This window comes from Pseudomonas sp. CAN1 (genome assembly GCF_030462585.1).
Classification (GTDB): Bacteria; Pseudomonadota; Gammaproteobacteria; order Pseudomonadales; family Pseudomonadaceae; genus Pseudomonas.
The window spans coordinates 94,578-118,480 of record NZ_JASMRU010000010.1 but is presented as its reverse complement, the minus strand read 5'-3'; the positions used below and the strand labels follow the sequence as shown (position 1 = coordinate 118,480).

At 66.3% G+C, this 23,903-nt stretch carries 22 protein-coding genes and 1 pseudogene; 12 read left to right on the top strand and 11 right to left on the bottom strand.

Annotated elements, in window-relative coordinates; translation table 11 throughout:
* The first annotated feature begins 326 nt into the window (after positions 1-326).
* The 5 genes from QO207_RS15920 (at position 327) to QO207_RS15900 (ending at position 6,103) form a co-directional block, all read left to right on the top strand.
* A complete protein-coding gene (locus tag QO207_RS15920; protein ID WP_301533332.1) occupies positions 327-560 on the top strand; it encodes a hypothetical protein in 234 nt (77 codons plus the stop codon).
* Positions 561-627: 67 nt separating this feature from the next.
* The gene (locus tag QO207_RS15915; RefSeq protein ID WP_301533331.1) at positions 628-1,824 is read left to right on the top strand and encodes a diguanylate cyclase; all 1,197 of its coding nucleotides are present in this window, start codon (positions 628-630) and stop codon (positions 1,822-1,824) included.
* A 97-nt stretch (positions 1,825-1,921) separates the two neighbouring features.
* Positions 1,922-2,938, top strand: coding sequence for a DUF2804 domain-containing protein (locus QO207_RS15910; protein WP_301533330.1), 1,017 nt, complete (start codon positions 1,922-1,924; stop codon positions 2,936-2,938).
* A gap of 108 nt (positions 2,939-3,046) precedes the next feature.
* The gene (gene slyA / locus QO207_RS15905; protein WP_301533329.1) at positions 3,047-3,481 is read left to right on the top strand and encodes a transcriptional regulator SlyA; all 435 of its coding nucleotides are present in this window, start codon (positions 3,047-3,049) and stop codon (positions 3,479-3,481) included.
* 429 nt (positions 3,482-3,910) lie between these two features.
* On the top strand, positions 3,911-6,103 hold the full coding sequence (locus tag QO207_RS15900; protein WP_301533328.1) for a FimV/HubP family polar landmark protein: 2,193 nt from the start codon (positions 3,911-3,913) through the stop codon (positions 6,101-6,103).
* A gap of 337 nt (positions 6,104-6,440) precedes the next feature.
* On the opposite strand, the gene QO207_RS15895 is transcribed toward QO207_RS15900, so the two are convergent.
* The gene (locus QO207_RS15895; protein ID WP_301533327.1) at positions 6,441-8,645 is read right to left on the bottom strand and encodes a patatin-like phospholipase family protein; all 2,205 of its coding nucleotides are present in this window, start codon (positions 8,643-8,645) and stop codon (positions 6,441-6,443) included.
* A 70-nt stretch (positions 8,646-8,715) separates the two neighbouring features.
* Between QO207_RS15895 and QO207_RS15890 the strand changes: the two genes are divergently transcribed.
* From QO207_RS15890 to QO207_RS15880, 3 genes are all read left to right on the top strand, one after another.
* Entirely contained in the window at positions 8,716-9,000 is a 285-nt protein-coding gene (locus tag QO207_RS15890) for a SelT/SelW/SelH family protein (RefSeq protein ID WP_301533326.1), read from the top strand.
* A gap of 124 nt (positions 9,001-9,124) precedes the next feature.
* Positions 9,125-10,117 (top strand): ADP-glyceromanno-heptose 6-epimerase, encoded by a 993-nt coding sequence (gene rfaD / locus QO207_RS15885; RefSeq protein ID WP_301533325.1) that lies wholly within the window; start codon positions 9,125-9,127, stop codon positions 10,115-10,117.
* 121 nt (positions 10,118-10,238) lie between these two features.
* Entirely contained in the window at positions 10,239-10,754 is a 516-nt protein-coding gene (locus QO207_RS15880; protein WP_301533324.1) for a hypothetical protein, read from the top strand.
* 246 nt (positions 10,755-11,000) lie between these two features.
* Here the strand turns inward: QO207_RS15880 and QO207_RS15875 are convergent, their stop codons facing one another.
* The 3 genes from QO207_RS15875 to QO207_RS15865 form a co-directional block, all read right to left on the bottom strand.
* The gene (locus tag QO207_RS15875) at positions 11,001-11,867 is read right to left on the bottom strand and encodes a DMT family transporter (protein ID WP_301533323.1); all 867 of its coding nucleotides are present in this window, start codon (positions 11,865-11,867) and stop codon (positions 11,001-11,003) included.
* Positions 11,868-11,954: 87 nt separating this feature from the next.
* On the bottom strand, positions 11,955-12,296 hold the full coding sequence (locus tag QO207_RS15870) for a tRNA-binding protein (RefSeq protein ID WP_301533322.1): 342 nt from the start codon (positions 12,294-12,296) through the stop codon (positions 11,955-11,957).
* Positions 12,297-12,370: 74 nt separating this feature from the next.
* Positions 12,371-13,135: an AraC family transcriptional regulator gene (locus QO207_RS15865; protein ID WP_301533321.1), complete on the bottom strand. Its 765-nt coding sequence runs from the start codon at positions 13,133-13,135 to the stop codon at positions 12,371-12,373.
* A 138-nt stretch (positions 13,136-13,273) separates the two neighbouring features.
* Here QO207_RS15865 and QO207_RS15860 point away from each other — a divergent pair, with 138 nt between their 5' ends.
* Together QO207_RS15860 and QO207_RS15855 are read left to right on the top strand one after the other, a co-directional pair.
* Positions 13,274-14,083, top strand: coding sequence for a UDP-2,3-diacylglucosamine diphosphatase (locus QO207_RS15860; protein ID WP_301533320.1), 810 nt, complete (start codon positions 13,274-13,276; stop codon positions 14,081-14,083).
* Positions 14,080-15,111, top strand: coding sequence for a glycosyltransferase family 1 protein (locus QO207_RS15855; RefSeq protein ID WP_301533319.1), 1,032 nt, complete (start codon positions 14,080-14,082; stop codon positions 15,109-15,111). Before QO207_RS15860 ends, QO207_RS15855 begins: the two co-directional genes overlap by 4 nt.
* Here QO207_RS15855 and QO207_RS15850 read toward each other — a convergent pair whose 3' ends face one another.
* Entirely contained in the window at positions 15,112-15,360 is a 249-nt protein-coding gene (locus tag QO207_RS15850) for a hypothetical protein (protein WP_301533318.1), read from the bottom strand.
* A gap of 215 nt (positions 15,361-15,575) precedes the next feature.
* Here QO207_RS15850 and QO207_RS15845 point away from each other — a divergent pair, with 215 nt between their 5' ends.
* Positions 15,576-16,709, top strand: coding sequence for a GNAT family N-acetyltransferase (locus tag QO207_RS15845; RefSeq protein WP_301533317.1), 1,134 nt, complete (start codon positions 15,576-15,578; stop codon positions 16,707-16,709).
* Positions 16,710-17,433: 724 nt separating this feature from the next.
* Here the strand turns inward: QO207_RS15845 and QO207_RS15840 are convergent.
* From QO207_RS15840 to QO207_RS15825, 4 genes are all read right to left on the bottom strand, one after another.
* Positions 17,434-17,700 carry a DUF2790 domain-containing protein gene (locus QO207_RS15840; RefSeq protein WP_301533316.1) on the bottom strand — a complete coding sequence of 89 codons (267 nt, stop codon included), beginning with the start codon at positions 17,698-17,700 and terminating at the stop codon, positions 17,434-17,436.
* A gap of 259 nt (positions 17,701-17,959) precedes the next feature.
* On the bottom strand, positions 17,960-18,190 hold the full coding sequence (locus QO207_RS15835; protein WP_301533315.1) for a cbb3-type cytochrome c oxidase subunit 3: 231 nt from the start codon (positions 18,188-18,190) through the stop codon (positions 17,960-17,962).
* Position 18,191: 1 nt separating this feature from the next.
* Positions 18,192-19,619, bottom strand: coding sequence for a cytochrome-c oxidase, cbb3-type subunit I (gene ccoN, locus QO207_RS15830; RefSeq protein ID WP_301533314.1), 1,428 nt, complete (start codon positions 19,617-19,619; stop codon positions 18,192-18,194).
* A 151-nt stretch (positions 19,620-19,770) separates the two neighbouring features.
* Positions 19,771-20,205 carry an NUDIX hydrolase gene (locus QO207_RS15825; protein ID WP_301533313.1) on the bottom strand — a complete coding sequence of 145 codons (435 nt, stop codon included), beginning with the start codon at positions 20,203-20,205 and terminating at the stop codon, positions 19,771-19,773.
* A gap of 122 nt (positions 20,206-20,327) precedes the next feature.
* On the opposite strand from QO207_RS15825, the pseudogene rluB reads away from it, so the two are divergent.
* Positions 20,328-21,434, top strand: a pseudogene (gene rluB, locus QO207_RS15820) (23S rRNA pseudouridine(2605) synthase RluB); the annotation flags it as partial.
* A gap of 484 nt (positions 21,435-21,918) precedes the next feature.
* On the opposite strand, the gene QO207_RS15815 reads toward rluB, so the two are convergent.
* Both QO207_RS15815 and QO207_RS15810 read right to left on the bottom strand, forming a co-directional pair.
* Positions 21,919-22,848, bottom strand: a complete 930-nt coding sequence (locus QO207_RS15815; protein WP_301533312.1) for a GGDEF domain-containing protein — start codon at positions 22,846-22,848, stop codon at positions 21,919-21,921.
* 266 nt (positions 22,849-23,114) lie between these two features.
* Entirely contained in the window at positions 23,115-23,858 is a 744-nt protein-coding gene (locus tag QO207_RS15810) for a YciK family oxidoreductase (protein ID WP_301533311.1), read from the bottom strand.
* Positions 23,859-23,903 lie beyond the last annotated feature (45 nt).

Sequence of the window (23,903 nt, the reverse complement as noted above, 5' to 3'; positions counted from 1 at the left end):
ATGACGGATAACCCGTTCCGGGTTATGCGCCCTGCGACAGTGGCTGACACCTGCGTAGGAGCGGACTTCGTCCGCGATTGATTTGCCGTGCGTTCCAGACAGCCCATGAGCCGGGCCCACCCATCGCGGACAGAGTCCGCTCCTACGCCAAGGCGAGAATCGGCGTATGGCAGGTCCTGCTCCAATGCGTCGAAATACGGCGTTACAGATGAAATATCATTGTGCCAGCAACGGCGCCTTTTTCCGCCAGTCCTATCAGTCAGTACGGATCACTTGCGGAGTGACAGATGGCGAGCTGGGTGCGGGTAGTGGCAGGGCTGCTGGTCGTGGGACAACTCAGCGGATGCGCCAGTGGTGGCGGGCTCACCGAGGGCGGCAAGAACGCCTTGATCGGTGTTGCCGCCGTCGCGCTGGTGGCGGGCCTGGTGATCATGTCCAAGGACGATGATGACGACGACCGCGACTGCCGCAAGCATCACGGGCACAGCGACCGTCGCTATTGCGGCGACTCGAACTACGGCCACGACCGCTATCGCAATTCACGGGACGGTCGCTGGTGATCGCGCAACCCCGTCATTTTCGTGACGGGGCAAAACGACAAACTTGTGACGCACGTCCCGAAAGGCTATGGTGGCACTTAGACCTCCACGAGAAGAGGTGAGCGTGCCACAACAACAAAGCTGGCTGGACGACGTCCGTTCCAATGCCTATGCCGAACAGCTCTCCCGGGGCTTTCGCCGCCTGCGTTTCGAGCCTGACCTCGAGACCCAGTACCGCCATTACCTGCTGGAAGACAGCTTCGATCTCAAGCGCACCGCGCTGACCATCGGCGTGCTGATCTGGCTGGCGCTGGCGGCCATCGACTTCCTCCTCATCCGAACTGCGGAACACTGGGATATGCTCGCCGTGCGCATCGGCGTGCTGGTGCTGCTGGGCGTCTGCGGCGGGCTGATCCTGCAGCGCCGTCACACCCACCTGCTGGTGCCGCTGAGCCTGGCCTGCATCCTCAGCGTCGGCATCGGGGCGGCGGTGGCGGCGGGCATCGCCCACACCGTGGACCAGAGCTACCCCTACGAGGGCCTGTTGCTGGTCAGCATGGCCGCGTATTTCCTGATCGGCCTGCGCTTCGCCGAGGCGGTGGGCAGCGCCTCGGTGATCCTGCTGGCCTATGTCGGCTTCGAGCTGTATGCCGGGCTGCCATTGCCCAAGCTGATCAGCAACGTGGTGTTCCTGCTATTCGGGAACCTGGTCGGCGCGGTGGGCTGCTACCTGCTGGACTACAAGTCGCGCCAGCACTTCCTCATCAGCCGCCTGCTGAAGGTCATGGCCGAGCACGACGCCCTGACCGGCCTGCACAACCGCCGCAGCTTCAACCGTCAGCTGGAGCGCCTGTGGCGCCAGGCCCAGCGCGAGAGCGTGGGGCTGGCGCTGCTGCTCTGCGACGTCGACCACTTCAAGGCGTACAACGATCGCTACGGGCACCAGGCCGGCGACGGCGTGCTGCAGCGCATCGGCGAGGTATTGGCGGCCAGCGCCAGGCGCCCGCTGGACATGGCCGTGCGTCTCGGCGGCGAGGAGTTCGCCGTGCTGCTCTACGGCGCCAGCGAGCGCGAGGCCAAGGAGCGTGCCGAGGTCGTGCGCGAGTCGGTGCAGGCGCTGGGCATCGCCCATGAGGGCTCGCTGACAGCGGAGGAGGTGACGCTGTCCATCGGCGTTTCCTGCCTGTGGCCGGAGACCGGTCACCCGCTGCGCAGCATCTACGAGCATGCTGACCGTGCGCTTTATGAAGCCAAGGCGTTCGGGCGCAACCAGGTCGTTGCCTGATGGCCCATTCCGTCCCCCGAGCTGGCGCCGTGCGTGACTGCGGCGTGCGCCGACCCGGTGCTAGCATGCGCCGCATCCTGCCACCGAGCCCGCGCCCATGCAGCAGCTGATCCAGCCCAACGGCCAACCGCACTACGGCATCTTTCCCGGCACCCCGGCGACCATCAACTACCGCGACTTCGACTTCCGCTCGCCCATGGGCCGCCGCCTCGGCGCGCTGAGCAAGTGGCGTAGCTTCCATCAATTCCAGTATTTCGGCCTGATCAGCCCGACGCTGATCGGCGGCTGCGCGCTGGCGAACGTCAGCCTGCTCACCATTGGCTTCGTCTACCTCTACCACCCCGAGAGCGGGCGGATGATCGAGCGCCAGTTCAAGTGCCCGCTGGGCATGGGCACGAACTTCTCGCAGACGCCCAACGACGGCGTCTGCGAACTGCGCCAGGGGCGCAACCTGCTGCGTCTGGAGAACGGTTCCTCGCCGCTGGAGAAGCGCCTGCTGGTGGAGCTGGACGACGGCACGCGGATCGACGCGCGCTTCAGCGAGGAGCAGCCGGCCTTCGAACCCATGAGCCTGTGTACCCCGACGGCGGTGAACGGCTGGGTCTATGCGCGCAAGGTGGCCGGTGTGCACTGTCATGGCGAGGTGCGCAGCGCATTGGGCAACTACGACCTGCGCGAGCTGGATGCCTACGCCCACCACGACTGGTCCGCCGGCTACATGCGCCGCGAGACCTTCTGGAACTGGGCCTGCCTGTCCGGCGAGGCGCAGGGCCGGCGGCTCGGGCTGAACCTGTCGTGCGGGGTCAACGAAACCAGCTTCACCGAGAACTGCTACTGGCTCGATGGCCGGCTGGTGAAGGTCGATACCGTGCGCTTCGAATTCGACCGCGACAATCCCCTGCAGCCCTGGACCATCCGCTCCTACGACGGCCAGGTCGAACTGCGCTTCGAAGCCCACGGCCTGCACCAGGAGCGCCTCAACCTGGGCGTGCTGGCGAGCAACTTCAAGCAGATATTCGGGCGTTTCAGCGGCGTGCTGAGACCGGCCGGGGAGGCCGAGGTGCGCATCGACAATCTGTGGGGATTCGTCGAAGACCAATATGCGAAATGGTGAGGTTCGACGTCACACCCTGCGACAATCTGTCATTGTACGGGCTTGATTAGCTGGCTAATAATTAGTCAAATCAATTAGCCGACTAACTTCCTACCGTAACGCAGCACAATGTCAGATAACGATAAGCACTATTTCGGTACCCAACTGGCCCAGGCTTCGCGTGCTTGGCGAGCCGAACTCGACCGCCGTCTCAGCCACCTCGGCCTGTCCCAGGCCCGCTGGCTGGTGCTGCTGCACCTCGCGCGGCATTCAGCCGCCCCCACCCAGCGCGAGCTGGCGCAATCGGTCGGCGTCGAAGGCCCGACCCTGGCCCGCCTGCTCGATGGCCTCGAAGCCCAGGGCCTGGTCCGTCGCCAGGCCGTCGCCGAAGACCGCCGCGCCAAGCGCATTGCCCTGACGCCCAAGGCTGACGTGCTGATCTCCGATATCGAGAACATCGCCGCGGCGGTGCGCAACGAAGTGCTGGCCGGTATCAGCGAAGAGGAAATCGCTCTGTGCCAGAAAACCCTCAGCCGGATTCTCGGCAACCTTGAGCGAAACTGAGCAACTCGTCACGTTATTCGGGTAAAGTAGCCATTTTTCTGGCGGTTCCCGGTGGGGCCGCTGGCCATTCGCTATCCAACCCCGAACCATTCGCCGGTTTTTCGACGATTTATCTTGACCAAACTGCCCGTACCACCTAATCCGTGATATCAGACGGCCTGTACCCTGCAAGGTACAGTGGGTAGTGCGTGACGGTCTGCAGTCCGGCATGGCTTCAGTGTGTGGACAGGCTCAGCCTGCTGCTTTCGAGTAGTCAGGGAATGGCGTGCAGACCCAGGACAACGGGATGGGGTTATGGCTCGAATAAATAGAATTCCTCTGACGCTAGCCGCGCTTTCGGTTTTCATTTCCGCTCATGCGAACGCCCTCGGCCTGGGCGACATCACCCTGCATTCGGGACTGAACCAGCCCCTGGATGCGGAAATCGCCTTGCTGCAGACCGGCGACATGACTTCGGACGAGCTGATCGCCAAGCTGGCGAGCCCGGCTGATTTCGAGAATGCCGGCGTCGACCGCTTCGTGTTCCTGCAGAGCCTGCGTTTCACTCCGGTGATCCGCAACGGCCGCGGCTACATCAAGGTGGTCTCGACCCAGCCGGTGCATGAGCCCTACCTGAATTTCCTGCTTGCGGTGGAGCGCCCCAACGGCCGCCTGCTGCGCGAGTACACCGTGCTGCTCGATCCGCCGGAGTACAGCGCCAACCGCAGCATGGCCGCCAGCGTGGGAATGGCCGAGGGCGCACCCGCGCGCTCCTCCTCCTACCGTGCGGCGCCGGTTCGCAGCGCGCCTGCACAGCCGCCACTGCCGGCAGGCGATGGCCGCTACACCACCGTACGCAACGACACCCTGTGGAAGATCACTTCCAACCTCAGCGGCAGCGGCGCCTCGCGCAGCCAACTGATGGACAGCATCGTCGCGCTCAATCCGCAGGCCTTCGTCAACGGTGACCCGCACCGCATGAAGGTCGGCCAGACATTGGTATTGCCCCAGGGCCAGCAGTACGCCGGTGCCGGCAATGCTGCGCCTGCGTCGCAGCCAGCCGTCAGCGCTCCGCCCCCCGAAATGCCGCAATCGACGGGTGGCTCCCAGGCTGCGGGCACTGCTCCCAGCGCTCCGGCCCCGGCCGGCAACGCCGCTGGTGCGCCGTCCACGGCCACCGCTGGTGCTGCCGCGGGCAATGGCGACCTGGCCAAGGTCGAAGCCGATCTGCTGCTGGCCAACGCCCAGCGCGATCAGTTGAACCAGCGCATGGACGCCATGCAGAAGCAGCTCGAATCCCTGCAGCAGGCACTGGAAAGCCGCGACCAGCAAGTGCAATCGCTGCAGGCCGAGCTGGGCCAGCGCGGTGGCGCCGATGCCACAGCAGGTACCTCGACCGGCAATGCCGCTCCGGCGGGCAGTGCTCCGGCGGGTGCTGCGCAAACGGGCGGCGCCCCGACGGCGAATGCTCCGACGGCGAATGCCCCTACCAATGCCGTGCCGCCTGCTCCCAATGCCGTCGCGCCGACTGCGCCGGCTCCGGCCAGCCAGCCGGCCCCTGTCGCCGCCCAGCCGGCGACCCCCGCCAGCGACGCGCAATCCGACTTCAACTACTGGCCGTGGCTCGGCGTCGGCGCGCTCGGTGCGCTGCTGGTCGGCCTGCTGTTCGCTCGCCGCAAGCGCGACGAGAAGCCGGTAGAGAAACCGCCGGTACAGGCCGCCGTCGTGCCGGAACCGATGAGACCGATGCCGGTGGCCAAGCCGCTGGCGGCTGCCGTTGTCGCCCCGGTGCCGGTGCCGCACCCGGTGGTCGTCGCTACGCCGGAAGCTGGCGTCGCCCGTCTGCCGGCCGCCAGTGCGGACAGCCTCGAAGGCGCCGATATCTACATCGCCTACGGCCGCTTCAACCAGGCCCGCGATATGCTGCGCAAGGCGGTGAATGCCGAGCCGAACCGTCGCGAGCTGCGCATGAAGCTGCTGCTGGTGCTGGCCGAGCTGGGCGACGTGACCGGCTTCCAGGAGCAGGAGCGTGGCTTGCTGGCCATCGGTGGCGAGCAGAAGCAGATCGATCAGCTCAAGTCGCGTTACCCGGCCATGCAGGTCCGTACCGATGACCTTCCGCAGGCTCCCACTGGCGAGACCCTCACCGACTGGGATGACCTGGAACTGGGCGAGGTGGCCGAACCGGCGCCGGCCGCGCAGCCCCAGGCAGCCGACGAACAGCCGGACTTCGCCATGAACCTCAGCGACCTGTCGCTGGACCTGGACTGGGACAAGCTCGACAACCCCTTCGAGTCGCCCAAGCAGGGCAAGGCCGCGGCGAAAGCCGAACAAAGCGTACCGGCTGACTTCCGCAGCAATCTGCACGAGCTGCCGGAAATCACCGAGCTGGACCTCGGAGAGCACGGTGACATGTTCGGCCAGGGCAGCAACGCCCAGGGCCTGGATACCGACCTGAGCTTCGACCTGCCCGAGGACGGCGACCACGAGCACGACGAGCTGCWGGCCAGCCTCGACCGCGCCCGCGAGTGCATCGACAAGGGCAACCTGGAGGAGGCCTACGGCATCCTCAAGCAGGTGATCGCCAGCGGCGATTCCAAGGCCAAGGCCGAGGCACGCGAGCTGTTGGCGCTGATTGCCTGAACGGCGGCGTGAATGAAAAAGCCCGGCACTTGCCGGGCTTTTTCTTGGGCGCAGGAAATGGCAGGGGCGGGCTTTGCCCGCCATTCGCGGAAAAGGTCCGCTCCTACAGGAGCACGCCGGAGTCTGTAGGTGCGTAGGAGCGGACTCCGTTCGCGATAGGCCCGGGTCGCGCCGGAGACCATCGCGGACAGAGTCCGCTCCTACGAAAGCGCACGGCAGCATGGCCTGGTTGTAGGAGCGAGCTTGCTCGCGAACCGCCCAGCTGCAGACCCGCCGGAAAACGCCGTTCGCGAGCAAGCTCGCTCCTACAGGTTTGGTCCGGCTTCTGCGCGAGGCGTCAGAAGTTGCGCCCCAGGTTGATGTACATCGCGTGCTCGTCCGCGTCGTTCAGGCCGTAGCTGAAGGACAGCGGCCCCAGCGGCGTCTCGAAGCCCATCAGGATGCTGCCGGCGTTGATGTAGCCGGTGTCGTAGCTGTTGTCGTTGTTCCACACCCGCCCGCGCTCCAGGCTGCCGCCCAGGTAGAAGGGGAAGTCCAGCGGCAGGAACGAACGCTCGGTCATGCGCCGGTAGTAGATGACCCGGCCCAAGCTGTAGTTCTGCCCGGCGATGGCGTCCTGGCGGAAGCCCGAGAGCTGCCGCGCGCCGCCGAGCAGGAAGCTCGACACCACCACCTCGGCGTCATCGATGGTGCGCCCGTAGCCGCCGCCCAGCACCCAGGTGTTCGGCCCGCTGCTGAGCGCCTTGTCCAGGCGGAAGTCCCACTGGCGGTAGCGGTCGTCGTCGCCCAGGGACGGGGTGTGCTCGCGGAACGAGGTCTGGATGTTCTCGCCTTCGCGGGGGAAGTCGACGTTGTCCATGGTGTCGAAGGAGTACTTCAGCTCGGCGTAGCCCTCGTTGAAGTGGAAGTCCGGCAGGTCCTGCTCGCCGACGCGCACGTCGGCCTTGCCGAAGGCCTGGGCGACGCCGAGGCGGATCTCGCCGTTGTTGGCGATCTGCCGGCCGAGGTTGAGGCCGTAGCCGTAGCGCTCCAGGCGGTACTCGGCGATCGGGTCGTCGTTGTCGGTGGCCTCGACGTTGCGCGCCTCGTTGAATACGAAGGGCGCGACGAAGTAGCGCGAGCCGACGTCCAGCGGTTGGTAGAACTCGCTGTAGATTTCCTGCTGGTCGCCGATCTGCGCGCGGGTCAGCCATTCCGCGCCGAGGCGGTTGATGCCGTTCATGCGGTAGCTGCCGCCGACGTTGAAGGTGCTGTCGCCGCGCAGGTCGTCGGAGAGGCTCAGGCCCAGGCGCAGGTAGTCGGTGCCGCCACGCTTGCCATAGGCATGGATGACCAGCACGTTGTCGGACTTGCCGTCCGCGCCGGCCTTGTTATGCACCACGCGGTACTGCACCTGGTCGAAGTAGTCCAGGCCGTAGAGGGTGCTCATGTCGCTCTGCAGGCGTTCCAGGTCCAGGTGCTGGCCGAGCGGCTGGCGGATGTAGTGGAGGATGACGTCGTCGCTGACCTTGGAGTTGTTTTCGATCTGGATGCGGTCGATCACCGGCTGGCGCTCGCCCGGCGCGCGCGCCTCGTTCAAGGCCACGGCCTGGGCGTCGGCCGGCTTGCGCAGGGCGGCCAGGCGCGGGGCGAGGATGCTGGCGGCGCGGTAGCCGGCGTCGATCAGCTGCGGCACGCGGCCGAAGTCGGTGGAGCTGTAGCCGCTGAGCGGCGGCTGCACGAGGATGTCGCTGGACTTCAGGGTGGCCAGCTGCGCCTCGGAATTCTTGCGGGTCATCAGGGTGACGGACTGGTTGAGCATGTCGACCACGGTGGTCAGTTGCTTGCGGTCGGCCAGCGGGTTGCCGATGTCGACCACGATGACCACGTCGACGCCCATCTTGCGGGCGACGTCCACCGGGATGTTGTCGACCATGCCGCCGTCCACCAGCAGCTTGCCGTCCACTTCCACCGGTGCGAACACCGCCGGGATCGACATGCTGGCGCGGATCGCCTGGGGCAGGTGGCCCTTGCTGAACACCACTTTCTCGCCGGTGGCGATGTCGGTGGCCACCGCGCGGAAGGGGATCGCCAGTTGGTCGAAGTTGCGTGTGTCGCTGGTGTGCACCAGCAGGCTTTCCAGCAGCATCGACAGGTTCTGCCCCTGGATCGCCCCCAGCGGCAGGCCGAGGGTGCCGTCGTCACGGAAGCTGAGCTTCTGCTTCACCAGAAAGTCGCGGTCGTCCTGCTTGCGGCGGAACGGCACGTCGACCCGTGGCGGCGAGTCGGACAGCGCCTGTTTCCAGTCCAGGCCCACAGCCAGTTCCTCCAGCTCCTTGGGCGTGTAGCCCGCGGCATAGAGGCCGCCGATCACCGCACCCATGCTGGTGCCGGCAATGGCGTCGACATGGATGCCCTGTTCGTCCAGCGCCTTGAGCACGCCGATGTGCGCCAGTCCGCGCGCCGCGCCGCCGGAGAGGACCAGGCCGATCTTCGGCGGGGTGTTCGCCGCGAGGGTGCCGAGGGGAAGGAGCAGGAGGAGGGCGAACAGCAGTCGACGCATGGAGAGAGGTGTCCGGTAGGGCGTTTCAGGGCGGTATTATAGGTGCGCGTCCTACAGCAGAGTCTGATTCATGTCCGAAGCCAAAGCCGAAATCGTCATCACCTATTGCACCCAGTGCCAGTGGCTGCTGCGCGCCGCCTGGCTGGCCCAGGAGCTGCTCAGCACCTTCGGCGACGATCTGGGCAAGGTCAGCCTGGTGCCGGGGACCGGCGGCATCTTCCAGATCACCTGCGATGGCGAGCAGATCTGGGAACGCAAGGCCGATGGCGGTTTCCCCGAGGCCAAGGTGCTCAAGCAGCGGGTCCGCGACCGCATCAACCCGCAGCGCGACCTGGGCCACAACGACCGCCCCTGAATCCGAGCTGTACCGCCCGGCAGGTTAATTCGATAGCTGGCTAACTTGTTTGCTTCATATCAACGGCAGACTTGCGTCTCGCTTTTAGTCTGGTGGCATCCATTCTCCGCAAAGGATGCCCGCCATGAGCATCATCGTCACAGGCGCTGCCGGCTTCATCGGCAGCAACCTCGTCAAGGCGCTGAACCAGCGCGGCGAGACCGACATCATCGCGGTCGACGATCTGACCGAGGGCGACAAGTTCGCCAACCTCGCCGACTGCGACATCAGCGACTACCTCGACAAGCGCGACTTCATCTCGCGCTACGCCCGCGGCGACTTCGGCGTGGTGCGCGCGCTGCTGCACCAGGGCGCCTGTTCCAGCACCATGGAGCGCGACGGGCGCTACATGATGGACAACAACTACCGCTACAGCTGCGAGCTGCTGGACGCCAGCCTTTCGCTGGGCGTGCCGTTCCTCTACGCCTCGTCGGCGGCGGTCTATGGCGGTGGCCAGGAGTTCCGCGAGATGCGCTCCTGCGAAAAGCCGCTGAACGTCTACGGCTATTCGAAATTCCTCTTCGACCAGCGCGTGCGCAAGGTACTGCCCACGGCGCGCACCCAGGTGGCCGGCTTCCGCTACTTCAACGTCTACGGCCCGCGTGAGCAGCACAAGGGGCGCATGGCCTCGGTGGCCTTCCACTGCTTCAACCAGTTCCGCGAGAGCGGCAAGGTGCGACTGTTCGGCGAGTACGGCGACTACCCGGCCGGCGGCCACCTGCGCGACTTCGTCTCGGTGGAGGACGTGGCGAAGGTCAACCTGCACTTCCTCGACAATCCCCAGCACAGCGGCATCTTCAACCTCGGCAGCGGCCGCGCACAGCCGTTCAACGATGTCGCGCTGGCGGTGATCAACAGCCTGCGCGCGCAGCAGGACCTGCAGCCGCTGACCCTGGACGCGGCGATCCGCGCGGGGTTGCTGGAGTACGCCGAGTTCCCCGAAGAACTGCGTGGCAAGTACCAGTGCTACACCTGCGCCGACATCGCCTTCCTTCGCGAGGCGGGTTACCGCGCGCCGATGATGGGCGTGGAGGAGGGCGTGGAGCGCTACTGCCGGTGGTTGCTGCAACAGGACTGATACCGCGTGTATCGGGCTTTTTACCCAGTCTTTACCCAGTGCTGACACTGCGCAGGGGGCGGCCGCGAGACAATCGCCACCAGGAACGGCGGGCGGTGGATCGCCCGTGACTGGAGGTGTAATGAAGTTGTCCTCGCGCATCGCGCGCCAATCCGTTGCCACGCTGCTGGCGCTGAGCCTGTCGGCTGCTGCCGTCGCGGGACCCCACGGCGGGCCCGGTGGCCCAGGCGGACCGGGGCCGGGCCCTGGCCCTGGCCCGTATCACGGCTGGGGGCCAGGCCATGGTTATGGCCTGCCGGATTACGCGCGGGAAGTGTGGATCGGCAGCATGCTCTACTTCGTCGCCGCCGGGACCTATTACCTGTGGAATGCCGACCGCAGCCAGTACGTCGCGGTGGCAGCGCCGCCGGCCGTGCAGGCTGCGCCGACCACCAGCTATGAAGTGATCGCCTATCCCGCCAGCGGCCAGTCGCCGGAGCAGCAGAGCCGCGACCGCTACGAGTGCCACACCTGGGCCGTCGGCCAGAGCGGCTTTGATCCGGCCGCCGCCACCCAGGCGCCACCGGCGGGCCAATCCGACACCTATCGCCGCGCGCTGGGCGCCTGCCTGAACGGGCGCGGCTACAGCATCAACTGATTTCCCGGCGCCTTGTCCACAGGCGCTCCACCGAACAGGCCGCCTCGCAGGCTGTCGTGCGATGAATCCTTGGCATTCCCTCCCCGGGGCAAGGTTCGAGTTTCGCGCGCTGCGGGGCGGCCTTCTTTTTGCCTGATGCACCGATCCCGCCTTTTGTAGGAGCGAGCTTGCTCGCGAACAGATCCTGCTCCGGCGCCAAGCGGTTCGCGAGCAAGCTCGCTCCTACAGAAAAGCCAGTGTGTGAGATCAGTGCGAGCCGCGGGCGCTGAGGAAGGTCGCAAAGATGATCAGCACGCCACCCGCCAGCATTCGCAGGCTCGGCTCCTCGCCGAACAGTACGCTGGCGAAGGCGATGCCGTAGACCGGCTCCAGGGCGAAGATCACCGCCGCCGTGCGTGCCTTGATCAGCCGCAGGCTGGCGACGAACAGGCTGTGGGCGACGCCGGTACAGAGCACGCCCAGGGCGACCAGCCAGAGCCAGTCCATGCTGCGCACCGAGGGCAGGTCGAGCAGCACCAGCGGCAGCAGGCAGGCGATGATCGTCAGGTTCTGGCACAGCGCCGCCTGGATCGGGTCGATGCCGCGCACGCTCACCCGGTTGGCCAGCGACAGCAGGGCGAACAGCAGGCCGGAGAGGGTGCCCCAGAGCAGGCCGGCGGTGGCGCCGTCGCGCAGGTCGAGGGTCGGCGTGACCATCACCAGGCCGATGCACACCAGCGCCACCACCAGGTACTCGCCCTTGCGGATGCGCTCGCGGAACAGCAGGCCCTCCAGCAGCACGGTGAAGGCCGGGAAGCTGGCAAATCCGAGGGTGGCCACCGCGACGTTGCCCACCTTCACCGCGAGGAAGAAAGTCAGCCAGTGCGTGCACAGCAGCACGCCGCCGCCCAGCAGCATGGCTGCCTGTTTCAGCGTGGGACGTTTCTGCTGCCGCAAGTGCCCGGCGAACACCGCCGCCAGCGACAGCGAGCCGAACAGCGCGCGGCCGAAGACGATGATCAGCGGGCCGGCGAGGATGAGTTTGCCGAAGATGCCGGACAGCCCGAACATCAAGGCGCCGATGTGCAGGCCGATCAGGGCGCCGCGGGGAGTGAGTTGGGTAACGTGCTTCATGTCTGTGCGCCCGCCGACTGCGCTGGCGGGGCCTTGTCTGGAGTAAAGGGGGGACGCCGGGCCAGCCGGCGTGTGGTGAGACGGAGGTCAGGCCAGCCGTGCGCCATTGGGCAGCGGCTTGTCGAAGCCGGCCAGCACCACTTTCTCGTCGCTGTCGTAGGCGCCGGTGACCAGCACTTCCGAGCGCACACCGGCGATGGACTTGGGCTCGAAGTTGCACACGCRGAGCACCTGGCGGCCGATCAGCTCATTGGCGTCGTAGTGCGCGGTGATCTGTGCGCTGGAGGTCTTGATCCCCAGCGGGCCGAGGTCGACCTGGAGGATGTAGGCGGGCTTGCGTGCTTTTACGTTGGGTTCGGCCTGGACGATGGTGCCCACGCGCAGTTCGACGCGTTCGAAATCCTGCCACTCGATGGTGTCTGCCGACATCGTTGCTCCCGGTTGGTCATGCGGTTCGATGGCGGCCAGTCTAGGTCCTGCGTGCGCGGCTGTCTGTCGCGCGGCTAGCGGGAATTGTCGCGCGCCTGCTGGCGCAGCTGGCGCGGAGTGGTGCCGAACTGGCGGACCAGGGCGGCGGTGAAGGCGCTCTGCGAGGCGTAGCCGACCTGCGCGGCGATCTCGCCGACCGGCTGGTGCGAGCCGCGCAGCAGGTCGCGGCCCAGTTGCAGGCGGCGCTGGCGCACGTAGTCCATGGGCGTCTGCCCGGTTTCGGCGAGGAAGCGGGCGTGGAAGCGCGCCGCGGACAAACCGGCAAGCCGCGCCAGGTCGGCCACCTGCAGCGGGTGTGCGGCGTGGCGGTCGATGTAGCTGTCGAGGCTGGCCAGCGGCAGTTGCGCCGGTTCCTCGATGCGCTGCTGGCCGGCGGCGAGGCTGGCGAGCAACAGGATGGCGCCCTGGCGCGCCAGCACCGGGTCCTGCAGCGGGCTGCCGGCGAGCCAGTGCACCAGCTGCGCCTGGTCATTGCTGAGCAGGCGCTGCCCGGGGGTTTCCAGCAGGCGGCGGCCGGCATCGCCATGCAGGCCGAGGCCGCCGAGCAGGTCGTCCTCATCTTCCAGGTCCACCACCAGGCAACGGCTGCCATCGGGGCTGGCGCAGGCGTGGTGCTCGTCGCGCGGCACCACGGCGAAGGTCTGCCGGGTCACCAGGCTGCCGCGGCCGCCCACCTCGAAATCCAGGCTGCCGGACAGCCCCAGCACCAGCTGCGCGTGGCTGTGGCTGTGGGCGAGGTGGTCATGGCTGTACTGGCGCAGGGAGAGGATCTGGCTCATGCAAGGCGGCTTTTCATGCGGGCGGGCAGGCTGACAGTCTAGCGCGCCGTGGCTTGTAACGGGACTGTCGCCAGTCGGTCACTTTCGCTTCACCCCCTGCGTCGAGAATCGGATAAACCCCTCTGGAGGTCGCCGACGATGAGCAGCGCGCAACGCATGACGCCGACGAAGAAACAACGGGTACGGACCCTGTGGATATCCGATGTCCACCTCGGCACCCGTGACTGCCAGGCCGAGCACTTGGCCGGCTTCCTCAAGCGCTACCACGCCGACCGCATCTACCTGGTGGGCGACATCATCGACGGCTGGAAGCTGCGTGGCGGCATCTACTGGCCGCAGGCGCACACCAACGTGATCCGCCGCCTGCTGACCATGAGCAAGCGCGGCACCGAGGTGATCTACGTCACCGGCAACCACGACGAGTTCCTGCGCGGCTATTCCTCCCTGCTGCTGGGCAATATCCGCCTGGTCGACGAGATCGTCCACACCACCGCCGACGGCCGCAAGCTGCTGGTGATCCACGGCGACCAGTTCGACGTGATCACCCGCTACCACAAGTGGCTGGCCTTCCTCGGCGACTCCGCCTACGAATTCACCCTGACCCTCAATCGCTGGCTCAACCACTGGCGCCGTCGCTATGGCTACGGCTACTGGTCGCTGTCGGCGTACCTCAAGCACAAGGTGAAGACGGCGGTGAACTTCATCAGCGACTTCGAGGAAGCCATTGCCCACGAGGTGCACAAGCGTGGCCTCAACGGCGTGGTCTGCGGGCACATCCACCACGCGGAGATCCGCCAGATCGGCGAGGTGGAATACCTCAACTGCGGCGACTGGGTGGAATCCTGCTCGGCGCTGATCGAGCACTGGGACGGCAGCATCCAGCTCTACCGGCTGGCTGAGGAGCAGGCGCGCGCCGAAGAACCCGTGGTGGTCGAGTCGGCGGCATGAGGCTGCTGATCATCACCGATGCCTGGTTGCCGCAGGTCAACGGCGTGGTCACCAGCCTCAAGGCGCTGGTGGCCGAACTGGAAGGGCTGGGCCATGTGGTCGGCCTGATCACCCCGCAGGACTTTCGGCACCGCCCGTGCCCGAGCTACCCGGAGATTCCGCTGGCGTGGGATTTGTGGAAGGTCGGCGAGAAGATCACCGGTTTCGCGCCCGACTGCGTCCACCTCGCCACCGAGGGTCCACTGGGCTGGGCCGCACGGCGCTGGCTGATGCGCCGTGGCCTGAAATTCAGCAGTGCTATCCACACGCGCTTCCCCGAGTACGTGAACACCCGCTGCCCCTGGCTGCCGCTGGGCTGGGGCTATGCCTTCCTGCGTCGCTTCCACGCCCCCAGTTCGGCCGTGCTGGTGAGCAGCGAGCGCATGCGCGGCACTTTCGCCGATCACGCCTTCGATAACCTCGCACTGTGGCGCAAGGGTGTGGATATCCAGCGCTTCCAGCCGGGTGAGGGCGCAGCGCCGGATGAGCCGGTGTTCCTCTATGTCGGCCGGCTGGCGCGGGAAAAGAACCTGGAAGCCTTCCTCGCCCTCGACCTGCCGGGGCGCAAGTGTGTGGTGGGCGATGGCCCGCAGCGGGCCGAGCTGGAAGTGGCTTATCCACAGGTGGAATTCCTCGGTTATCGCCATGGCGACGAACTGGCCGAGGCCTATCGCAGCGCCAGCGTGCTGGCTTTCCCATCGCTGACTGACACCCTCGGCCTGGTGATGTACGAAGCACTGGCATGCGGCACGCCGGTGGCGGCGTTCCCGGTGGCCGGGCCGCTGGATGTGCTGGAGGAGGGCGTAACCGGCGCGCTGGACGCAGACCTGCGCAGCGCCTGCCTGCGGGCACTGCAACTGGATCGCCAGGCCTGCGCGCAGTGGGCGCGCGGGCAGACCTGGCGGGTATCGGCGCAGGAATTCCTGGCGCTTCAGGTACGCCTGACGGAACTTCCCGTCAGCGATGAACCGGGCTACGCCAACGGCTGATCAGAACAGCTGGCGGTCGTGGTCCAGGTTCTGGTCCACCAGCCATTTGCCATGGGCGATGGACGCGTGCTGGGCCTTCTCCAGATCCGACATGAAGGCGTATTCCACCGGCAGCGTCTTGCGCTTGGTGGTCTGCCCGTCCGGGGCGGTGATGTGGCAGCCGGCGGCCCAGGGGGTGGGCAGGCCGGGATGTTCGACGACGTCGGCGGTGATGGTGTACTTGCGGTACTCGCATTGCATCAGGCTCATGGGGCGTCCTCCTGGCGGGTCGCCAACGCCCCGGAGCGGGCGACTGGCGAGCGGAACGATGCCGACGCCGCGCGCCGGCAAGCCTTGCTAACCCCCAACATAGACCACTTGGACAGGCCTTTCCGCCGGATACCGACGAACGTGGATGTCACCGTCGCCGGAGATTTCCCGGTCGAATCTTCCCAATACCGACGCACCGCGCCAGACTGTCGGCCATGCCTATCCAGACCCTTTCCCGCCTCGCCGAAGTCGACGCCCGCCAGTGGGATGCCCTGCTGCCGGACGACCAGCCGTTCCTGCGGCATGCCTTTCTCTCCGCGCTGGAGGAAAGCGGCAGCGTCGGTGGCCGAACTGGCTGGAAGCCCTCCCACCGCGTGCTGCTGGGCGACGATGGCCGCCTGCTCGCCGCCGCGCCGGCCTATCTGAAAAGCCATTCCTACGGCGAGTACGTGTTCGACTGGAGCTGGGCGGATGCCTGCCTGCGTGCTGGAATTCCCTACTACCCCAAGCTGCTGGTGGGCATTCCCTTCACGCCAGTAGGCGGCTCGCGCCTGCTGGGCGCGCCGGAAGCGGCGCTGAGCCTGGTCGGTGCATTGGCCGGTGAGGTGGACGAAGGGCATTGCTCCGGCGTGCACGTGAACTTCACCGATCCTGCTGCCGATGCGTTGCTGGGCGCTGCCGACGGCTGGCTGGAACGCCTGGGTTGCCAGTACCACTGGAGCAACCGCGGCTACTGCGACTTCCAGGACTTCCTCGACGCACTCAGCTCGCGCAAGCGCAAGCAACTGCGCAAGGAGCGCGAGCAGGTCGCCGGGCTGGGGCTGGATTTCGTCTGGATGGAAGGGCGCGAGCTATCCGAGGCCCATTGGGACTTCGTCTACGCCTGCTACAGCAGCACCTACGAGGTGCGTGGGCAGGCGCCTTACCTGAGCCGGATGTTCTTCAGCCTGATCGGCGAGCGCATGCCCGAGGCGATCCGCGTGGTCTTCGCCCACCAGAATGGCCGGCCCGTGGCCATGGCTTTCAGCCTGCTGGGCGGCGACACGCTGTACGGCCGCTACTGGGGCTGCCTCGCGGAGTTCGACCGGCTGCACTTCGAGACCTGTTTCTACCAGGGCCTGGACTTTGCCATCGGCCACGGCCTGAAGCGCTTCGACGCTGGCGCGCAGGGCGAGCACAAGCTGATCCGCGGCTTCGAACCGGTGATTACGCGCTCCTGGCATCGCCTGGGACATCCGGGGCTGCGTGAGGCGGTGGAGGAATTCCTGGTGGGGGAGAGGGCGGGCATTCTTGCCTACGCCGAGGAAGCTCGCGCGGCGCTGCCTTATCGGCAGGATTGCTCCTCGTAGGGTGCATAACGCGCCAGCGTTATCCGCCGCAGTGACGTGCCGTGTGGGATTTCGCGGACAAGGTCCGCTCCTACCATTCAGCCGAACTTCGACGCTGGGCGGTTCGCGAGCAAGCTCGCTCCTACCGTTCAGCCAAGCGCTGGTGTGCTCTTCGTAGGAGCGAGCTTGCTCGCGAACAGACCGTGGCGGCATCGGCGGATAACCCGTTCCGGGTTATGCGCCCTACGCAAACACCGGCTCTCGCTTTTGCTCTTGAGGTCTTCCAGCGAAATATCAGCACACTCCGGAGTGCCCCTTTCAGGAGGCCGAAGGTGATCGGAGTTTCAGGGGTTGAGCGACATGGATGTCGCGAGAGCGTTGTCGGGCCAGGGATGGCCCGTCAACGCGGGCCCCTGAAACTCCGAAGAGCCGAGGGTACTTTTCGCGAAGCGAAAAGCCGGATGTAGGGGCGAGACTTTTTGGTTCCTTTTGTGGCGTTTGACAAAAGGGACTCGCCCGAGGGGGCGAAACACAGCGTTCGCGCGTATGCCGAAGCGGCGCGTGAATACCGACCTTAAAGCACAGCCGAATGAATGAGGTGCACACCTACAGCAAGCGGGATAACGGCAAGCGGACGCGCCGAATCGAATCGGCTCAAACAGGAAACCCAGGATCGCCCCCCGACCGCCACCACAGGCTCGCGGGGTTTGGCCAAGACGGCCGGAGGACGATGTTCGCGAAAGGCTCAGCCCTGGCTGGTGCTGCCGCCCCATTCGAGGAAGCGGACCTTGTGGGTCTCGCCGTTGTGATCCTGATAGACCATGTACGCCGGCACGATGCCGACCTTGCCGGTGTTGTCGGTACGGTGCAGGACCTTGTCGACGTCCAGGGACATGCCGTAGTGGTATTCGGTGACCGGCAGATCGGCGCCGGGGGTCTTGATTGCGTCCTGGGCAAAAGCCATCGGGGCGAGGCTGGAGATGACAGCCGACACGACAGAGGCAAGCTTCATTCTTTATTTCCTCGGTAAAGGGCCCGTTCGGGTCCCTTGAGTGGGATTTGAAAACCCCACCGGGGAGCACTGGCATCGATGATGTCTGTCCTGGGGTCCAGACAGGACAGGGGACGATGCTGCAGGCGTCCATCAGGTGGCGGGGCACGGGATTGATATTCCTCCTCGTGGCGCCCGCCGGGAAATTGATGTGCTTGCTAATGAAAATTGATGGAGGTGATGCGGCGCTCTGTCGCAGGCCTGCGCTCAGGGCGGCACGCTAGGGCTGCCAGTCGCGCCAGTGCTCGCAGTCGCCCTGGCAGCGGCCGGGGCAGGCGCAGCCGGTGCGGCTGCGTCCCGTGGCCTTCTCCATGCGCCGGGCAGCGTCTTCGTCGTCGGCGAAAGGCAGCATGCTGGCCTCCTCGATGCCGCGCTCGCGGTGCGCGCGCAGGCACCAGCCGACGCCCAAGTACAGCGCCAGCAGCGCGCCCAACCCGAGCCAGAGTGTCATCTCAGGCCATCCGCTCGGCGACGCGCAGGGCTTCCGGGCGCGCCTGGCGCACGGTCATCCAGGTGTTCCAGGCCATCAGCAGCATGCCGCCGAGGAACAGCATGCCGCCGCTCATCCGCACCACGAAGCCGGGGTGGCTGGCCTGCAGCGCTTCGACGAAGGAGTAGGTGAGCGTGCCGTCGGCGTTCACCGCCCGCCACATCAGGCCCTGGGTGATGCCGTTGACCCACATCGAGGCGATGTAGAGGACCGTGCCGATGGTGGCCAGCCAGAAGTGTGCGTTGATCAGACCGATGCTGTGCATCTGTTCGCGACCGAAGACCTTGGGAATCAAGTGGTAGAGCGAGCCGATGGAAATCATCGCCACCCAGCCCAGTGCGCCGGCATGGACGTGGCCGATGGTCCAGTCAGTGTAGTGAGACAGGGCGTTGACGGTCTTGATCGCCATCATCGGACCTTCGAAGGTCGACATGCCGTAGAACGCCAGCGACACCACCAGGAAGCGCAGGATCGGGTCGGTGCGCAACTTATGCCAGGCACCGGACAGCGTCATCATGCCGTTGATCATGCCGCCCCAGCTGGGCGCCAGGAGGATCAGCGACATCACCATCCCCAGGCTCTGCGCCCAGTCGGGCAGGGCGGTGTAGTGCAGGTGGTGCGGGCCGGCCCAGATGTACAGGGTGATCAGCGCCCAGAAGTGGACGATGGACAGCCGGTAGGAGTACACCGGGCGCCCGGCCTGCTTGGGCACGAAGTAGTACATCATCCCGAGGAAGCCGGTGGTGAGGAAGAAGCCCACCGCGTTGTGCCCGTACCACCACTGCACCATGGCGTCGGTGGCGCCGGAGTACACCGGGTAGGACTTGAACCAGTCCACCGGAATGGCCAGGTGGTTGACGATGTGCAGCATCGCCGTGACCAGGATGAAGGCGGCGAAGAACCAGTTGCCCACATAGATGTGCGGGGTCTTGCGCTTCAACAGCGTGCCAAAGAACACCACCGCGTAGGCGACCCAGACGATGGCCATCCACACCGCGCCGGTGAATTCGATCTCGGCGTATTCCTTGGTGGTGGTGTAGCCCAGTGGCAGCGTGATCATCATGGTCACGATCAGCGCCTGCCAGCCCCAGAAGGTGAAGGCAGCGAGGCTGTCGGAAAACAGCCGCGCCTGGCAGGTGCGCTGCACCGTGTAGTAGCTGGTGGCGAACAGCGCACAGCCGCCGAAGGCGAAGATCACCAGGCTGGTGTGCAGCGGGCGCAGGCGCCCGAAACTGGTCCAGGGCAGGTCCAGGTTCAGTTGCGGCCAGACCAGCTGGGAGGCGATCAGAACCCCCATGGCCATGCCGACCACGCCCCAGACCACCGTCATGATGGCGAACTGGCGAACCACCTTGTAGTTGTATGCCTGCTCCGTGCTTCTCGTGTTCATGCTCGATTCCCGCTTGTGACAGAACGTCCGGACATGCACCGGATTGCAAATCCGGTGCATGTCGGTGAGCGGGCAATCTAGGTAAACAGCGCAAGGGGAAACAGATTCAGATAGGCCGCGCAAATACGGATCAGCGGCCGGCAGCGCGGAATCAGGCGATGTCCAGCCGCCCTGCGAGGAAATGCCGCAGGCGTTCCTGCAGGTAATCCACCGCCTCGTCATGGGCGAGGTATTCGCTGACCCGCATCAGGCGCCAGTACTGGCCTTCGTCGCCGAAGCGGATGGCCTCGAACTCGGCCTGCTCCAGGCGCGCCACCAGAAACCACGCCCAAGGCGCCGGGCCGTGGGTGGCGGGGTAGCGGCGCTGCCATTCGATGCGCTGCTCGTCCAGGCGCAGGGCGAACTCTTCCTCCAGCTCGCGCAGCGCGCATTGCGCCGGGGTTTCGCCATCTTCGCGGCCGCCGCCGGGGAAATCCCAGCAGCCGGGGTAGGGGATGCCGGCCTTGTCGTCGCGCTTGTAGACCACCAGTTGGCCGGCATGGAACAGCGCGAGTTTGGCGCCGGTGAAGTCGTCTTCTGGCTGCATGGCTTCATTCCCCCTGTAACTCGACTAGTCTTTCCCGACTGCGGACGGTGCTTTGCTGCCCGCGAGCGCGTATGATGCGCGACCTTTTTTATTCGTTGCATGCCACACCGGGAGGTGCCCAGATGACCGACACGCACGAAAACCTTGAAGAACTTACCCCAGCCCCGGCCGGCGAGAAACTGCAGAAAGTACTCGCCCGCATGGGCGTCGGCTCGCGCCGCGACGTCGAAGCCTGGATCGAAGAAGGCCGCGTCAAGGTCAATGGCGCCGTGGCGACCCTCGGCCAGCGCGTGGGTGACCGCGACGCCATCGCCGTCGATGACCGCCTGCTCAAGCGCGAGAAGATCGAAGAGCACGTCCGTCGCGTGCTGATCTACAACAAGCCCGAAGGCGAAGTCTGCACCCGCGACGACCCGGAAGGCCGTCCGACCGTGTTCGACCGCCTGCCGCGCCTGCGCAGCGGCCGCTGGATCAACGTCGGTCGCCTGGACATCAACACCACCGGCCTGCTGATGTTCACCACCGACGGTGAACTGGCCAACCGCCTGATGCACCCGTCCTACGAGATGGACCGCGAGTACGCCGTGCGCGTACGCGGCGAAGTCGACGAAGAGATGATCGAGCGCCTGAAAGCCGGCGTGATGCTCGAAGACGGCCCGGCGAAGTTCAGCGACATCCAGGAAGCTCCGGGTGGCGAAGGCTTCAACCACTGGTACCACGTGGTGGTGATGGAAGGCCGTAACCGCGAAGTCCGCCGCCTGTGGGAATCCCAGGGCGTGGTGGTCAGCCGCCTGAAGCGCGTGCGCTTCGGCCCGGTGTTCCTGACTGCCGAACTGACCATGGGTCGTTATCGCGAGATGGGCCAGCGCGAGCTGGACATCCTCAGCGAGGAAGTCGGCCTGACCCCGGTCGCCCTGCCGGCGGTTTCCACCAAGACCAAGGAAAAGGTCGAGCGCCAGGAGCGCAAGCTCGGCAAGAAACTGGCGCCCAGCGAGCGTCCGGGCCGTGGTTCGCGTTCCCGCACCGAGCGTGCCGAAGGCGAGCGTCCGCAACGTGCGCCGCGTCCGGCGGCTGGTGAGCGTCCGGCTCGCGGTCCGCGCGATTCCGACGAGCGTCCGGCCCGCGCCCCGCGTGGCGACTCCGCCGACAGCCGCGCTCCGCGCAAGCCGCGTGATGCGGGTGGCGATCGTCCTGCTCGCGCTCCGCGTGACGGCGCTGATCGTCCGGCCCGTGGCCCGCGCAGTGACGCTGGCGAAGGCCGCGCTCCGCGCAAACCGCGTGATGCGGGGGGTGATCGTCCTGCTCGCGCTCCGCGTGACAGCGCTGATCGTCCGGCCCGTGGCCCGCGCAGCGATGCCGGCGAAGGCCGCGCGCCGCGCAAGGCACCGAGCGACCGTCCGGCTCGCGAGAAAGGCGCCCCGCTGGCCGAGCGTCCCGGCAAGCCCGCCCGCAAGCCGATCGCCAAGCGTCGTCCGCAAGCTGCCGGTGACGGCATGCGTCCGGGCTTCAAGCGCTAAGCGACAGCTGTAATGGCAAAGGGCTCCTCGGAGCCCTTTTTTATTGCCTGCTATTTGCCCGAGTGAGGGCTTAGGTAGGAGCGAGCTTGCTCGCGAACCCGCTTGACGCCAGAGCTGCCGGGAAATCCGTTCGCGAGCAAGCTCGCTCCTACAGGGACCGTGCTTGCCGGCGGGAGGGGGAGCGTCAGCCGGCGATTCAGCTGGCGCAGGCCAACCGATTGCGGCCGTCGCGCTTGGCTTCGTAGAGGGCTGTGTCGGCGCGGCGCAGCAGGTCGTCCACCGACTCACCGGCGTTGAGGGTGGCGCAGCCCAGGCTGATCGACAGCGGCAAGGGTTTGCCGTCGGCGGCCAGGTTCAGCTCCTCCACGGCAGCGCGCAGCCGTTCACCGACCTGCGCGGCGGCAACGCCCGGGGTATTGGAGAGCAGCACGAGGAATTCTTCGCCGCCGAAGCGGAACACCACGTCGACGTTGCGCAGGCTGTTCTTCAGGGCCGTGGCCACGGCGCGCAGGGCGTCGTCGCCGACGCTGTGGCCGTGGGCATCGTTGATCTGCTTGAAGTGGTCGAGGTCGAGCATGAGGATCGACAGCGGCAGCAGGTGGCGCCGCGCCACTTCCACTTCGCGGCTCAGGGTCTGGTCCATGGCGATGCGGTTGCCGGTGCCGGTCAGCGCATCGCGCAGCGCCGACTGCACGGCGGCGCGGTAGAGCAGGGCGTTGCGCAGCGGGTAGAGCAGGCAGGCCATCAGCGATTCCAGCTGCGCCAGCTCGGCGTCGTTGAAGCGCTGGGCGCGGCGGAAGCCGATCTCGCCGAGGTATTCGCTGCCGTGGGTCAGGCGGTAGTCGGCACCATGCCGCGCCACTTCACCGAACTCCAGCCGATAGTCGGCGCCGGCGTGGGCGTAGGCCAGGTAATCCACCGGCAGCATCTGCTGGATCTCGCGGAAGAACACCGCAAGGATCCGTTCGGCCTCCAGGCTGGCCTGCAATTGCAGGTTCAGCTGCTGGCGCAGGCTGAGCAGGTCCAGCGGGCGCCGGCGGACCGGTTTGCGCGCTTGCTGGGTGGCCAGGCGCTGGAGCTTGGCAGCATCGAAATCGATGGTGTTGGACTGCTTGGGAGGAACCATGGCGGTGACCATTTTTACGGCGTTCACAGGGACAGAGCGATTTCCGTGCCAGGGCGCGGAAAGGCCTGAAAAGTCGCCGTATTGACCGACCGGTGGCGGTCAGGGTTCCCCGGTGAGGGAAGGTTTCGCCAGAAGTCTGGCGAAATAGTGGCACTTTGCCGGGGTGGGAGCGTGCAAGGAGCCGGAAATTTGGCGGGAAGCGGCGCCGTTGCTGGGCTGCAGGCCAGCGCCGCTGGTACGTCAGTACCGTTTCTGCAGGGCGGAAATCAGTCCTGGGCGTTGAAGGCCTGGCCGTTCACGCCCTTGCTGTCCGGGCCCATGAGGTACAGGTAGACCGGCATGATCTCTTCGGGTGCCGGGTTGTTGTAGGCGTTCTCGCCCGGATAGGCGTGGGCACGCATGGCGGTGCGGGTGGCGCCGGGGTTGACGCTGTTGGCGCGCACGCGGGTGATGTCCTCGCACTCGTCCGCCAGCACCTGCATCAGACCTTCGGTGGCGAACTTCGACACCGCGTAGGCGCCCCAGTAGGCGCGGCCCTTGCGACCGACACTGCTGGAGGTGAAGACCACCGAGGCGTCCTCGGAGAGCTTGAGCAGCGGCAGCAGGGTATGGGTGAGGCTGAACATGGCGTTGACGTTCACCTGCATGACGCGGGTGAAGTTGTCGGTGGAAATCTGCTCGATGGGCGAGCGCAAGCCGAGGATCGAGGCGTTGTGCAGCAGGCCGTCGAGCTTGCCGAATTCCTTCTCGATCATCGCCGCCAGTTCGTCGTACTGGTGCGGCAGGGTGGTTTCCAGGTTCAGCGGGATCACCACCGGTTCCGGATGGCCGGCGGCGACGATCAGGTCGTAGACCTCGTTGAGGAAGTCCTCGGTCTTGCCCAGCAGCAGCACGGTGGCGCCGTGGGCTGCATAGGTGAGCGCAGCGGCCCGGCCGATGCCACGACCGGCGCCGGTGACCAGGATCACGCGGCCCTTGAGGAGGTCGGGGCGGGTGGAATAGTCGAACATGGTTTCTCCTTGGCGGAGCCCGTCAGCGCGACGGGCTCCCGGGAA

Bases quoted from the DNA above. Each gene is read 5' to 3' on its own strand.
- QO207_RS15875 (WP_301533323.1), bottom strand. From the start codon at position 11,867: ATGAAGCACGTTACCCAACTCACTCCCCGCGGCGCCCTGATCGGCCTG.
- QO207_RS15915 (WP_301533331.1), top strand. From the start codon at position 628: ATGGTGGCACTTAGACCTCCACGAGAAGAGGTGAGCGTGCCACAACAA.
- QO207_RS15850 (WP_301533318.1), bottom strand. From the start codon at position 15,360: ATGAGCCTGATGCAATGCGAGTACCGCAAGTACACCATCACCGCCGAC.
- QO207_RS15855 (WP_301533319.1), top strand. From the start codon at position 14,080: ATGAGGCTGCTGATCATCACCGATGCCTGGTTGCCGCAGGTCAACGGC.
- QO207_RS15890 (WP_301533326.1), top strand. From the start codon at position 8,716: ATGTCCGAAGCCAAAGCCGAAATCGTCATCACCTATTGCACCCAGTGC.
- QO207_RS15910 (WP_301533330.1), top strand. From the start codon at position 1,922: ATGCAGCAGCTGATCCAGCCCAACGGCCAACCGCACTACGGCATCTTT.
- ccoN (WP_301533314.1), bottom strand. From the start codon at position 19,619: ATGAACACGAGAAGCACGGAGCAGGCATACAACTACAAGGTGGTTCGC.
- QO207_RS15840 (WP_301533316.1), bottom strand. From the start codon at position 17,700: ATGAAGCTTGCCTCTGTCGTGTCGGCTGTCATCTCCAGCCTCGCCCCG.
- rfaD (WP_301533325.1), top strand. From the start codon at position 9,125: ATGAGCATCATCGTCACAGGCGCTGCCGGCTTCATCGGCAGCAACCTC.
- QO207_RS15835 (WP_301533315.1), bottom strand. From the start codon at position 18,190: ATGACACTCTGGCTCGGGTTGGGCGCGCTGCTGGCGCTGTACTTGGGC.
- QO207_RS15845 (WP_301533317.1), top strand. From the start codon at position 15,576: ATGCCTATCCAGACCCTTTCCCGCCTCGCCGAAGTCGACGCCCGCCAG.
- QO207_RS15880 (WP_301533324.1), top strand. From the start codon at position 10,239: ATGAAGTTGTCCTCGCGCATCGCGCGCCAATCCGTTGCCACGCTGCTG.
- QO207_RS15815 (WP_301533312.1), bottom strand. From the start codon at position 22,848: ATGGTTCCTCCCAAGCAGTCCAACACCATCGATTTCGATGCTGCCAAG.
- QO207_RS15810 (WP_301533311.1), bottom strand. From the start codon at position 23,858: ATGTTCGACTATTCCACCCGCCCCGACCTCCTCAAGGGCCGCGTGATC.
- QO207_RS15825 (WP_301533313.1), bottom strand. From the start codon at position 20,205: ATGCAGCCAGAAGACGACTTCACCGGCGCCAAACTCGCGCTGTTCCAT.
- QO207_RS15865 (WP_301533321.1), bottom strand. From the start codon at position 13,135: ATGAGCCAGATCCTCTCCCTGCGCCAGTACAGCCATGACCACCTCGCC.
- QO207_RS15860 (WP_301533320.1), top strand. From the start codon at position 13,274: ATGAGCAGCGCGCAACGCATGACGCCGACGAAGAAACAACGGGTACGG.
- slyA (WP_301533329.1), top strand. From the start codon at position 3,047: ATGTCAGATAACGATAAGCACTATTTCGGTACCCAACTGGCCCAGGCT.
- QO207_RS15895 (WP_301533327.1), bottom strand. From the start codon at position 8,645: ATGCGTCGACTGCTGTTCGCCCTCCTCCTGCTCCTTCCCCTCGGCACC.